Genomic DNA, 13,164 nt, shown 5'->3' on the forward strand with positions numbered 1-13,164 from the left:
GCACATTGGTTCGTCTTGTTCAGTTTTCAAAGGTCTTTGTCGCTCTCGCGCGACAACTATATTAGTATATCACGACCTCATCTTCTTGTCAATATCTTTTTTCTATTTTTTTAAATTTTTATTTTTTTATGAAAAAGGATGCTTTTTTACATCCTTTTTCATAAATGATGATCCTTGAAATCTTTCAAGTATTCTTGGAGTCTTCTCCGCATTTTTGCTCGTCCAGAAAAACGTTGATTCATCAGAAGTTTATCATAGTCTTCTTTTTCCTGATCGGTTAGGTTTTCTCGGAATTCTTTTAGGGCTCCTCTTAACAGGACTAGTTCATCCAAAAAGAGTTCTTTTGATCGAAGTCGATGACTAATTTCTCCAATCTCTGTATAAGGTACCTTATTTAACTTCCTTTTATCACTCTCTTGTTTTCTAACTTTATCTTTTATATGATTGCGAAACTTTGTTTTGAAGTAGGTTAATAGAATTTCTTCATTTTCTTCTACTTCAGGATTACTTATTTGTAGCTCATATAAGACCAGTCTACCTTCTTGTTCCCAATCTGAGTGATCCCAAAGATGAATATAAAATTCCTTTTCACATTTCCATACTATCCATTTTACTTTTTCATATGATTTTTTAAAGTTCATTGGACCTCCTTTCTTACTTGTTTTCATTTTAAAGGAGGTTTGGATTTATTTGGGTTTATTTTCTATTTGGAATCTTTTTAACTCTAATCGGTCATTATTTTGATAAGAATGTCAGAATAATGGTTTTATCAAACAAAAAAAGTTGCCACGAATGTAACAACTTTTTTGTGATAGTCCGTACGGGATTCGAACCCGTGTTACCGCCGTGAAAAGGCGGTGTCTTAACCCCTTGACCAACGGACCATTTTTACAACGTAATCTATTATATCAGTTCATTTTCATCTGTCAACACTTTTTTGAAAAAAAGAGCCGAAATTTCGGCTCCCTTGAATGTAGACAAACTATTGTTTTACATAAAAAAGCAAGATGCTTTTCAAAAAATTACTTTTATTTTTAGTCATTTAGGAAGATTAGAAACTTTTCCGCCGTGAGAAAAGTGCCTGAAACGTAATAGTTTCAGGCACTCGGAATTATTGAGACCTTAGGCTCAATAATTAGTCATGGAACTTCTTAGAAGTTCGCTGACGTCCGATCTCACCTAAGGAAAGTTTTTAGAAGACTTTATCTTCAATCTGGGGAGCCGAAATTTTCGGTTCCTTCTAAATACTTTAGAAGACTATAAAGTTTATTACTTATTTTCTTCCATTTTAGATTTAATTTCTTCATAAGATAATGGTTTAGATTCTTTTTCTAATTCTAAATCAGTATCTTCTGGCATTTTACCTGTTTCATACAATGACTTAATTTGAACACTATCCAAGGTTTCGTATTTCAACAAGGCTTCTGCAATCAACTTGTGGGTTTCACGATTGTTCTGGATGATTTCAGCTGCTTTATTGCGAGCTTCATTCAAGAGACTTCTTACTTCTTCATCAATTTCATATGCAGTTTGCTCTGAAATGAATTTTTGAGTCGTTTGAGCTCCAAACATAGCATGGTTGCCTTCGTATTGAACTGGACCAAGTTTTTCACTCATTCCATATTCCGTTACCATAGCACGCGCCATTTGGGTCGCTTGCTCAAAGTCATTGGAAGCCCCTGTGGTTTGAACGTTGAAGATAATTTCTTCTGCAACACGTCCCCCCATCAATCCAGCCAATTGTTCTTTCATATCTTCTTTAGAAAGAAGCATTTGGTCTTCTTTTGGAAGAGCAATCATATAACCACCAGCACGTCCACGTGGAACGATGGTCACCTTGTGAACAACACGAGCATTAGATAGGACTAATCCGACAATGGTATGCCCTGCCTCGTGGTAAGCAACCAATTCGCGTTCCTTTTGAGAAACTGTTCGGTCTTTCTTAGATGGACCAGCAATCACACGGTCTTCTGCTTCATCAATATCAGAGGCGTCTATTACCTTCTTATTGCGACGAGCCGCTACTAGAGCTGCTTCGTTTAAGACGTTTTCAAGATCTGCTCCAACAAATCCTGGTGTTTGTTGGGCAACCAGTTTCAAGTCAACATCTTTGGCCAATGGTTTATTTTTAGCATGGACACGCAAGATAGCCTCTCGTCCTTTTACATCCGGACGACCGACTAAAACCTTCCGGTCGAAACGACCTGGACGAAGAAGGGCTGGATCTAGAACATCGGAACGGTTAGTGGCTGCAATCACGATGATGCCTTCGTTTCCTTCAAAACCATCCATCTCAATCAAGAGCTGGTTGAGGGTTTGTTCACGTTCATCATTTCCTCCGCCAAGGCCAACGCCCCGTTGACGTCCCACAGCATCAATCTCATCGATAAAGATAATGGCTGGTGCTGCTTTTTTAGCATCTTCAAATAGAGAACGAACCCGGCTTGCACCGACACCGACAAACATTTCAACAAAGTCAGAACCTGAAATACTAAAGAAAGGTACTCCAGCTTCACCTGCTACTGCTTTTGCTAGAAGGGTCTTACCAGTCCCTGGAGGGCCTTCAAGAAGGACTCCTGCTGGAATACGGGCACCCAATTTTGTAAAGCGTTTTGGATCTTTTAAGAATTCAACCACTTCAACGAGTTCTTGTTTTTCTTCTTCAGCCCCGGCAACATCTGAAAAACGAACCTTGATATCTTCCTTATTGGTAGCACGCGCTTTGTTACGACCAAAGTTCATGGCACCACGGGCACCACCGCCACCACCTTGGTTCATCATGGAGAAGAAGAAGAACATGACAATCACAAAGGGAACGATTGAAGTCAGAATGGTAATCCACATTCCACTTGAGCTTTCCCGTTTAATAGTGATGTCAGCCTTATGTTCGGATGCTAAGTTTTGTAATTCTTGAACCGTCAAATCGGACGGTAAGATCACACTAGTGAAGCGAGTGACCTTGCTTGGGCTTGGAGTGAAAAACTGAACCCCTGTATCATCCTTACTGGTTTTTGCTTTGTTATAGGTACCGGAAATTTCAATGACACTACCGTTTGGCTGGTAACTAATTTCCTTGACATTGTCTGATTTGATCTCTTTTACCAATTCTGTATAATTGATTTGCTGACTTTGTCCAATACTGTTTCCAGCAAAGAAATACTGAAAACCTGTAACAGCAGCCACTATAATCAATAAGTATAGAAAAGGATTTCGAACAAAACCATTGTTTTTGTTATTTTTCATCTAATTTCCTCTATTTTGAATATACTTCTTCTTTCAAAACTCCAATATAAGGAAGGTTTCGATAGTTCTCATCGTAGTCTAAACCATAACCCACGACAAATTCATTTGGAATAGTGAAACAAGTGTAATCTGCTTCAATTTCAACCAAGCGTCCTTCAGGTTTATCCAATAAGGTGGCAATTTTAACAGATGCCGGTTGACGTCCTTCAAACAATTCTTTCAAACTCTTGAGAGTTTTACCTGTATCAATGATATCTTCAACAAAGAGAATATCACGTCCCTTAATGTCTTGATCCAGATCTTTAATAATATTGATTACACCTGAACTTGAAGTCCCACCATGATAGCTAGAAACCAACATAAAATCCAACTCAATATGCGTATCAATATGCTTAATCAATTCTGCCATAAAAGGAACGGATCCTTTTAAAATTCCTACTAAAATTGGATTTTTTCCTTGGTAATCTTCTGTCAGTTTTTGACCAAGTTCACGTGCTGCAGTCACGATTTCATCGTGGGAAATGAGTATCTTTTTGATATCTTGTTCTAACATCTTTTTTACCTATCTATTTTCTGGATATAAATTGTATGCTTCATTATACCATTTTTTAATTCCTTACTCAAATCACTGATCGCAATTTCAGGAATAGCCAGTATTTGTTTATCTTGTTCTAAAACCACCAGATTGTTTCGTTGATTTAAAGGGATTTTTTGGTTAATCAACAATCTGCTAATTTTTCTATGGTGACCGTTCATCAGAATACGATTTCCCCTTTTACGGGGGCGAATAAAAACTGGGTGGTTGTTTGGAAGTGGGATTGCCTCCATATATGAATCGCTTGGTTCAACTCCAAATAAAAAGCGATAAGCACCTACTGTCTTTATGGTTCCAAATTGTAACAAAACTTCTGACATTCGGTCATCCGTCCTACGACTGATTTTCCGAATTTCAAAATAGTGATAGTCTTTGTAAAGTTCATAACCATTCTTTAGAACTTGTTGCGTATTGGACTTGGTCACTACTATTCTATGTAATTGTTCAAATTGTGCCCGACTCAATTGCAAGTCTGGAAAACTAGCTAGATACTCTTCCAGCAAATAAATCTGAACAGCTGGTGATTGCTTTTGAAACTGTGTCACATCTTGTGGATTCAAATCTTTGGTCAACTCTTTTAAAGCCTGGTGCCAATGACTGAGATCCTCTCCTAAGTTGACCAAAGCACTCGTCACTTGAGGATTTTCTTTTTCTAACAGTGGGAGATAACGATGGCGGATACGATTACGGAAATAGTCCAAGGAGCGGTTGCTCTTATCCTCATAATGAAAAATTTCTGGAAAATCCTTTTTTTTGAAATATAAGAGGGGACGGATCAACACACCCTGTCCAAATGGTTGTTTTAAAGGAATACCTTTTAAATGCCGTGGACGACTCCCACGAATCAGACGCATTAAAATCGTTTCTGCCTGATCATCCATATGATGAGCGGTGACGAGAGCGCTACAAGCTTCTTCTTTCATAACTTTTTCAAAGAAATCATAGCGGAATTGTCTAGCTTGGCTTTCAGAAAAAGGACCAGAGAAATGGGCAACCTTCAGCGGTAGATGTTTTGCTTCAGCTATTGCTCGAATTCCTCTTTCTTCTTGGTCAGCTTCAATGCGTTGGTGATGATTGACATGAGCAAGTACGAGGTCGATTCCTAATTGGTGCCGATAATGGTAGAGCCAATCCAGTAAGGTCATGGAGTCCACCCCTCCTGATAAAGCCAAAAGGACTTTTTGATGAGATTCAAAAAGCCCCTCCTTTAGACAGAACTGAAGAAATTTATCTTTCATTACTGTAAGACCTCATAAATATCTTTGGCAATTGCTGAGATAGTCTCGTAATCAGAGTGATCCGTAAAAATAGCTAAAATAAATGGTGATTCTGTATAAACAATGGCGACATCATGACGGAAATCATAGGCATCTCCAATCTTGTGAGCGACCTTGACTGGGATATCTTTTGAAATTCGTTGATCATCAAAGCGAGTCTCTGACAGAGCATCAATGATTCCACCATTTTGTTGGTAGATAGCTTCCATGACATTTCCTGCCATTTTTGGAGATGCCATTCTAGTTTCTACATTCCACGTTTTTCCTGCAATCTTATTGGTCACCTTTTGAAATTCTTTGTCTGATTGATGCGTTACATAATAGCCTAAAATGTTTTGCGCAACATTATCAGATTCTTTTGCCACCCGATTAATCAAATCAGCGACGGTATATTCCTTATCATCCGGTGTTTTTGAAATACTTCCACTGCCTTCCGGTTCATAAGCTCCTGGATAATCATTGACTTCTTTTGTATATTTTAAAGGAGTCTGCAAATCTACATGGTTTTCGTTTATCTCTTTTTGAGTATAGTACAAATACAAGAGCTTGGCTATACTAGCAGAATACATTTCCTGATCTTCATGTATCCCAGCAGTCTTTCCAGTATCCACCTGCTTCACGTAAACTGCAATTCCGTCTTTGTTGTACTTCTGATTGAGAATCTCTTGGACTTTCTCCATCCGATTATCTGTAGCAGAAAGTTCATCTTTTGCAATCCACCCCTGGCCAGAAATTTCTAGATAGGTCCCTTTTAAAGTTTTGGCAGTCTTGGTGATTTCAACCTTACTATAGGGAGTCAGACTTGTTTTTTTGCTTTTTGCGCCATTTACCAAGGGTTGATCATAAACTGTAAAAGAGGATGTCAGCCACATGGTCTTTTTTTCTTCTGTTAATTCCAAAATCGAATCTTCGTAAATTTGATCTTGATCAGCTACTACATACTGTTTATTCGATAATTTAAAAACAGATTTTCCTTGATCATTGACAAACAATTGATCAACCGTAAAGGGAGTATCAGGCTTGATTTCCCCAGCTTTTTGACTCAATTCTGGATCTGAATAGGTCACAATTGGCTGATAAACATTTGGATTGGACGGGATGGAGACAAAGAAATGGTCTTGAGTCCCTATTTGGCTAGTGTAGGAAGAATCAGAAGTTAAAGGAACTTGGGGCTGGGAGGAATCCGATAAGGGTTGGGTGGCTAAGAAAGTAGGAAAAACCATCCAATAAACTAACTTATTCATCCTTGCTCCTTTCTTGATTTTCTTCCTGCAATTTTAAAGCTTGATTCTTTTTAGCTAACTCTTCTAATTTTGTATCAGAATATTCTAGAAATTGTTGAACTGTTTTTACAATATTTTCCATTATTTCGGTAATAAGTTAGGTATCGTATAAATATATTCGCCATCTTTAGAGAAGGAATATTTTGCGCGTGCATATTTTGCAGCGTATTCGTCATCCTTCAATTTCTCTACGATATCCTTTTGATATTCTTTTTCCTCAAGGGTTTGCTGATATTGTTCTTGCAATTGAACATATTGTTGTTTGCGTTTTTGAAGCGTCTGGTAACTCTGAGCCAGATTATAGGTTGGAAGGATGAACAATAAAATAATTAAAATGAGAACCCAACCCATAAATCGGTTTTGTTTTTTCCGCTCTTCATTCTGGTATTTCTGACGTTGATGTTCGTCTTGGATATACCGATTATTCATTTGTACAATATTTTTAGGCATCTTCTTCTATCCTTGTTTCACGAATAATTTCATACATTTTAGACGCATCTTCTTTTTTGGTGCTATCTAACATTTCCAACACTTTTACTGTCAATAGCTTATTTCCAAAGCGAACTTCGACTTCGTCATTTACCTTTAAGTCGGTTGAACTTTTTGCTAGGACCCCGTTAACTTTGATGCGCCCCTTGTCGGCTACTTCTTTAGCTACAGGGCGTCTTTTGATAATGCGGGAAACTTTTAAATATTTATCTAATCTCATCGTATCACCTCTAATGTATTATTGTACCATTTTTTTAGAAAGAGCCCAGTAAAATCTATTTTTCTAGTCTTGTTTTTCCAGTTTTTCCTGCTTGATGGCTAGTAATTTTTCCCCAAATCGTCGCAAGCCTTCTAAAATTTCAAAATCTTTCTTATTTCGCACATCAAAGATTAATTCAATCAAGCCTTGGCTTTCTGCAATACGAGCTTTTAAATTCGTTGCTGATAAGGCAGCAAAATAATCTTGAGTCAAGAAAAGTTGCTTAGTAATTGGCTCAAATTTCACCGTTAGTTGCTGGTCTTTTCGATCGACTACTTTAACAAAGACCTGATCCAGATAAGATTTGATAAACCCTATTTCTAGGAGATAGGCTACCACATCTGGGTATTCTCCAAATCGATCAATCAATTCGTCTTGCAAAAGCTCATAATCTTCTTGAACTTGAATTTCTCGAATGCGTTTGTAAATTTCAATTTTTTGACGTTCATCGGAAATATAGTCACTTGGAATGTAGGCATCAATTTGGAGATTGAGTTCTGCATTTCCTTTTTGACGTTTTTTCTCTTTTCCTTGTTTTTTCTCAATAGCATCTTCGAGTAACTGTGAATACATTTCAAATCCGACAGAATCAATAAAGCCAGACTGAGAAGCTCCTAAAATATTTCCCGCACCTCGAATAGACAAGTCTCGCATAGCAATCTTAAAACCAGATCCCAATTCAGTGAAACCTTTGATAGCTTCTAGGCGCTTTTCAGAAACTTCTGTCAAGGTTTTGTCCGGCCGATACATCAAGTAGGCATAGGCAATGCGATTGCTTCGTCCGACCCGGCCTCTCAATTGGTAAAGGGTAGACAAGCCCATATGGTCGGCATTTTCAATAAAGAGGGTATTGGCATTAGGAATATCTACTCCTGTCTCAATAATGGTGGTTGTGACTAAAATATCATACTCACCTTCAATGAAGTCCATCAAGGTATTTTCTAACCGCACTTCACTCATCTGTCCATGGACAAAACCAATAGAGGCTTCTGGAACTAATTCTTGTAGTTCTGAAACCTTTTGTTCAATGGTGTCCACCTTATTGTAGAGATAATAGACCTGGCCTCCCCGATCCATCTCCCGACGAATGGCATCTCGTATAATGGTTGGATTGGTTTCTAGGACATAAGTTTGAACAGGATACCGATTGGTCGGCGGGGTCTCAATAACAGATAGATCCCGAATTCCCAACATAGACATGTGGAGGGTACGAGGAATGGGCGTTGCCGTTAAGGTTAAGACATCGACTTTTTTCTTTAATTCCTTGAGGGTTTCCTTATGTTTGACACCGAACCGTTGCTCCTCATCAATCACGATAAGACCGAGATCCGCAAATTCCACATCCTTAGATAAGAGGCGATGGGTTCCAATCAGAATATCGACCTGGCCTTTTTTTAGTTTTTCCAAAGTTTCTTTTTGCTCAGCACGACTCCGGAAACGACTCAAGACATCGACTTCTACTGGAAAGGCCTCGAAGCGTTCTTTGAAATTGGCATAGTGCTGTTGAGCTAAGACTGTTGTCGGAACTAATACGGCTACTTGTTTGTGGTCTTTGACAGCTTTAAAGGCCGCTCGCATAGCAACTTCTGTCTTCCCAAATCCCACGTCTCCGACCAAGAGGCGATCCATAGGGCTTGAAGATTCCATATCCTTCTTGATTTCTTGGATAGAGCGAATCTGATCATCTGTTTCAACATAGGGAAAAGCCTGATCAAAAGCTTCTTGGTTCTCATCGTCTGGAGTAAAGGCAAAGCCTTGCAATTGGCTTCGCTCTGCATAAAGTTGAATCAGATCCTCTGCAATATCCTCTACTTCCTGACGGACCTTTTGTTTAGCCTTTTGGAAGCGACCATCGTTGAGTTTGTTGATTTTAGGAGGTTTACCATCACTCGCAACATACTTGGACAGCATCTGGATTTGATCCACAGGGATGGAAATCCGGTCTCCATTTTGATATTGGATGGAGACATAATCTCGGTGGACACCAGAAATTTCAATGGTTTCTAGTCCCAAATACTGACCAATTCCATGAACCTGGTGAACAACGTAGTCTCCCTTTTCCAACTCATTATAGTTTTTTAACCGCTCAGCGTTGGAAATGGTTTGCCGACGAATCTTTCGTTTAACCTTTTTCTGGAAGATTTCTGTCTCTGTAATCAGGACAATCTTCTCATCCACAAAGTGGAAGCCACGCGCTAACCCACCGATGACCAACTGGCTCTGTCCTGGATGAAGCTGATCGGGTGCAAGATAATCCAGTTGGATCCCGTAGTCTCTCAAGTGCTCTTGTAACTGGTGGAGTCCTTGTTTACTCGTCACCTGAAGAATGACTGTGTAATCTTGTTTACGGAAACGGTCAATTTCATCTTTTAAAAGAGAGAACTGACTGAAGAATTCCTGCATGGGGTATTGGTTAAAAGAATAGAGGGCATCAAATCGCAGATTTCCCAAGCCTTTTTGAAAATTTGAAAAATAAGAAGCTGGTTTATAAGTGCGTAAGAGTGCGCTATTGTCCGCAAAATACTGGGCTTCAGCGAAAGAGCGACTCTTTTGTAGGTCCTCTGTCAAAAGGTTAGCAACGTCTACATCAAACCGCGCCTCCTGATCCATGATTTTATGGTAATCATCCAAAAAAAGAGGAGCATGTTTGGGGAGGTAATCAAAGAGAGTGTAGGTTTGCTGATAAAAAAGAGAGAGAAATTTTCGACTATCTGCATGGAGACGCTGGTGATGCGCTTCTGTGAGAATCTCAGTCAAATAGGATTTGAGCTCTGGATGAGGACTTTTTTGAATCATATTTTCTAGATTCTTCTGTCCTCTTAAAAAATCATCTTTAGTTAGTAACATATCGCTAACTGGATGAACTGTTACCGCATCTAGATTTTCTAGTGAACGTTGAGTCTCTGGAGAAAAAGTCCGAATGCCATCAATCTCATCTCCAAAAAATTCCAGGCGATAAGGGAAATCTTGACTGGCTTCAAAAAGATCTAAAATATCCCCTCGAAGACTAAACTCTCCCTGTTGGCTTACCTGTGAAACCTTTTGATAGCCCATGGCCAGGAGGGTATCTTTCAACTCTGTCAGATTTTTTTCTTCTCCAACAGAGAAAGACTGAATCATAGAGCTGACAGTCTTTGGATTAGGTAAGAGCAAACGACTACCACTTACATTGGCAATGACGATCCCTTCTTTTTCTGGAGCTAAAAGAAAATCCAGAGCTTCCAGACGAGAAAAGACCCGTTCCTGGGAAGCAAAGACAAACTCTGCCAAAGGATTGTCATCTCCGAGGAAAAGATAGACCTTTTCTTCGCCTAATAATCCCAATAAATCACTGGCGAGCCGTTCTGCTTCATTTTGGGAAGAGGTCAAGACCAAGACCTTGTGTCCGTCTTCGACAACTGTCGCCATGGTAATGGCTTTTGTAGACGAAGACAGTCCTAGTAGAAGAGAGCGACTTCTTTTTTGCTGGTCTTGTTGCCATTTTCTAATATTTTTATTTTGTTGAAATAGATCAACCAGTGTCTTATATTTATCCATTGTATTGTTGCATTGTTTTCTCAAACTGCCCTTCTTTTAAATAAAAGCGAAGAGCTTCCTCTGATTTGTCGATAGCAAGGAGGATGGTGGCATAATCATCCTGATCGAATTTTCCTAAGACATGGTGGACTACTGACATGCCATGCTTGGGTCTCCCGATTCCAATCTTGATGCGATTAAAGGTCTGAGTTCCAATATGGTTGATGATCGACTTGATTCCGTTGTGGCCTCCAGCTGATCCTTTAACCCGAAGGCGAATCTTGCCGACTTCCATATCCAGGTCATCATAAATAACGACCAAATCTTCCACCTCTAGGCCATAATAGGTCAAAAGCGCGTGCACGGCCTTGCCACTCTCATTCATAAAAGTGGTTGGCTTGACCAAAAAGACCTTTTCTCCATCTATAAAGGTGGAGGTCACATCTGCTTGAAAAATCTTATCATGTGAGAAGGTGAGGTTGAGAGATTTTGCCAGCTGATCCACTAACATAAAGCCTACATTGTGTTTGGTTTCCACATATTTATCTCCCGGATTTCCCAATCCGACGATTAATTTTGTCATTTACTTTCCCTTTCAAAAGCCAAAAGGGTTGGAATTTTTTTCCAACCTTTTGGTTATTTACTTGTTTTCTTTATACATTGAAGCGGAATTCCATGATGTCGCCATCTTGAACGACATAGTCTTTTCCTTCTTCTCGCAAGCGTCCTGCTTCTTTTACAGCCTTTTCAGATCCATATTTGACCAAATCATCATAAGACATGGTTACAGCACGAATAAATCCTTTTTCAAAGTCAGAGTGGATGATTCCAGCTGCTTGTGGAGCTTTCATACCACGTTTAAAAGTCCAAGCGCGAACTTCTTTTTCACCAGCTGTGAAGTAAGTTCCAAGTCCAAGTAAATGGTAAGCTGCACGCGTCAACTTATCCACACCTGATTCTGTCAAACCAATGGCTTCAAGAAACTCTTTTTTATCTTCATCGTCTAACTCAGAAATTTCTTCCTCCGCACGCGCAGAAATCACTACTACTTCTGCATTTTCTGTTTCTGCGAATTCACGAATTTGTTTCACATAATCAATCGAATCTGGGTCTCCAACCACATCCTCATCCACATTCGCTACATACAGAACTGGTTTAGTGGTCAAGAGGAAGAGACCTTTGACAACTTTTTGTTCTTCGTCTGTGAATTCGATGGTACGAGCTGACTTCCCGTCTTCAAGCACTGGCTTAATCTTTTGGAGGACATTAAATTCTGCAACGGAATCCTTGTCCTTTTGCGTACGGGCCATCTTTTCCACACGCGCATAGCGTTTGTTGACAGATTCTAGGTCAGCCAAAATCAACTCTAGGTTAATGGTATCAATATCTGCTAGTGGATCGACAAAGGCATCTTCACGGCCTTGCTCCCGCATGACATTTTCATCATCAAAAGCACGTACCACATGGACAATAGCATCCACTTCACGGATGTTGGCCAAGAATTTATTACCGAGACCTTCTCCTTTTGACGCACCTTTTACAATCCCTGCAATATCTGTGAATTCAAAGGTTGTCGGCACTGTCTTCTTAGGAGTGATCATTTCCGTTAATTTTTGGAGACGTTCATCTGGAACTTCTACCATTCCAACGTTTGGATCAATGGTCGCAAAGGGATAGTTTGCAGCCTCTGCTCCTGCTTTTGTAATTGCGTTAAATAGGGTTGATTTACCAACGTTTGGCAAACCAACGATACCTGCTGTTAAAGCCATTTTTCTTCTTCTCCGTTCACATTTCAATCCCTTTTATTATAACATAATTCAAAGCACAAGATGATGAAAAAATGCTCTCCCTTAAAACTAACAGTCACCTGTCCAATTTCATAAGAATATGGTATAATCAAACCAATAATAATAAAGGAGTTTTCGTCATGAAAAAACTATCAATTAAATCGATCCTTCTGCCTCTTTTAGCTATCTTTACTCTCTTTCTTCTGGGAGCTTGTGGACAAAGTACAAAAAAAGGTTACCTTCAATTGATTGACCAAGATAAGAAAACAGACATTCGTGTCATTGTTGAATATCAGGGTGATAAAATTCTAAGTACAGATTCTACAAGTGTTATCTACTACGAAGGTACAGGATTGCCAAAAGAACAATTAAAAAAAGTTATTGATGAATACGATAAAAAATTCAAAGATATCAAAGGATTCTCACACTCTGCAGAATATAAGGATGACTATGTCGTTGAAAAAACAAAGATTGATTATACCAAGGCAGATTTAAAAGAATTACAAGAAAATCAGTTAATTGCTGCACAAGAAAATCAAAATGTTGATTACATTGGCTACAAGACAACACTTAAAACCTTTAAATCTAATGGCTTCAAAGAAGTAAAAGATGGAAAATTTGAAGAATTAAAATAATACAAAAGAGAGTGGGACAGAAATCGGTAATTCGTTAGAATTCGATTTCGTCGTCCCACCTCCGCACAGTTGAGTAGGGC

The 13,164-nt window shown here is 39.0% G+C and carries 12 protein-coding genes and 1 tRNA gene; 1 reads left to right on the forward strand and 12 read right to left on the reverse strand.

What is annotated here, in order from left to right; translation table 11 throughout:
- Window positions 1-158: 158 nt before the first annotated feature.
- The 12 genes from I2D56_RS09620 to ychF all read right to left on the reverse strand — a co-directional run bounded on the left by I2D56_RS09620 (window position 159) and on the right by ychF (window position 12,431).
- Window positions 159-641 (reverse strand): hypothetical protein, encoded by a 483-nt coding sequence (locus I2D56_RS09620; RefSeq protein WP_023024841.1) that lies wholly within the window; start codon window positions 639-641, stop codon window positions 159-161.
- A 171-nt stretch (window positions 642-812) separates the two neighbouring features.
- Window positions 813-884: transfer RNA gene (locus tag I2D56_RS09625), tRNA-Glu, on the reverse strand.
- A 385-nt stretch (window positions 885-1,269) separates the two neighbouring features.
- Window positions 1,270-3,243, reverse strand: a complete 1,974-nt coding sequence (gene ftsH, locus I2D56_RS09630; RefSeq protein ID WP_023024839.1) for an ATP-dependent zinc metalloprotease FtsH — start codon at window positions 3,241-3,243, stop codon at window positions 1,270-1,272.
- A 10-nt stretch (window positions 3,244-3,253) separates the two neighbouring features.
- Window positions 3,254-3,796, reverse strand: a complete 543-nt coding sequence (gene hpt / locus I2D56_RS09635) for a hypoxanthine phosphoribosyltransferase (protein ID WP_195348424.1) — start codon at window positions 3,794-3,796, stop codon at window positions 3,254-3,256.
- A gap of 5 nt (window positions 3,797-3,801) precedes the next feature.
- Entirely contained in the window at window positions 3,802-5,076 is a 1,275-nt protein-coding gene (tilS, locus tag I2D56_RS09640) for a tRNA lysidine(34) synthetase TilS (protein ID WP_195348425.1), read from the reverse strand.
- Window positions 5,076-6,359: a serine hydrolase gene (locus I2D56_RS09645; RefSeq protein ID WP_195348426.1), complete on the reverse strand. Its 1,284-nt coding sequence runs from the start codon at window positions 6,357-6,359 to the stop codon at window positions 5,076-5,078. Before I2D56_RS09645 ends, tilS begins: the two co-directional genes overlap by 1 nt.
- Complete coding sequence (locus I2D56_RS09865; protein ID WP_006595319.1) at window positions 6,352-6,480, reverse strand: SP_0009 family protein; 129 nt, start codon at window positions 6,478-6,480, stop codon at window positions 6,352-6,354. The genes I2D56_RS09645 and I2D56_RS09865 overlap by 8 nt, the downstream gene beginning before the upstream one ends.
- A complete protein-coding gene (locus I2D56_RS09650) occupies window positions 6,480-6,848 on the reverse strand; it encodes a septum formation initiator family protein (RefSeq protein ID WP_023024832.1) in 369 nt (122 codons plus the stop codon). Before I2D56_RS09650 ends, I2D56_RS09865 begins: the two co-directional genes overlap by 1 nt.
- Complete coding sequence (locus I2D56_RS09655; protein ID WP_023024830.1) at window positions 6,841-7,107, reverse strand: RNA-binding S4 domain-containing protein; 267 nt, start codon at window positions 7,105-7,107, stop codon at window positions 6,841-6,843. Before I2D56_RS09655 ends, I2D56_RS09650 begins: the two co-directional genes overlap by 8 nt.
- A gap of 63 nt (window positions 7,108-7,170) precedes the next feature.
- Entirely contained in the window at window positions 7,171-10,683 is a 3,513-nt protein-coding gene (mfd, locus tag I2D56_RS09660) for a transcription-repair coupling factor (RefSeq protein WP_195348428.1), read from the reverse strand.
- Window positions 10,676-11,245, reverse strand: a complete 570-nt coding sequence (pth, locus tag I2D56_RS09665) for an aminoacyl-tRNA hydrolase (protein WP_129822614.1) — start codon at window positions 11,243-11,245, stop codon at window positions 10,676-10,678. The genes mfd and pth overlap by 8 nt, the downstream gene beginning before the upstream one ends.
- A gap of 70 nt (window positions 11,246-11,315) precedes the next feature.
- Window positions 11,316-12,431 (reverse strand): redox-regulated ATPase YchF, encoded by a 1,116-nt coding sequence (ychF, locus tag I2D56_RS09670; protein WP_048715116.1) that lies wholly within the window; start codon window positions 12,429-12,431, stop codon window positions 11,316-11,318.
- 158 nt (window positions 12,432-12,589) lie between these two features.
- Here ychF and I2D56_RS09675 point away from each other — a divergent pair, with 158 nt between their 5' ends.
- A complete protein-coding gene (locus I2D56_RS09675) occupies window positions 12,590-13,084 on the forward strand; it encodes a DUF1307 domain-containing protein (RefSeq protein WP_195348427.1) in 495 nt (164 codons plus the stop codon).
- Window positions 13,085-13,164: the final 80 nt, after the last annotated feature.

This window comes from Streptococcus australis, assembly GCF_015553625.1.
Classification (GTDB): Bacteria; Bacillota; Bacilli; order Lactobacillales; family Streptococcaceae; genus Streptococcus; species Streptococcus australis_B.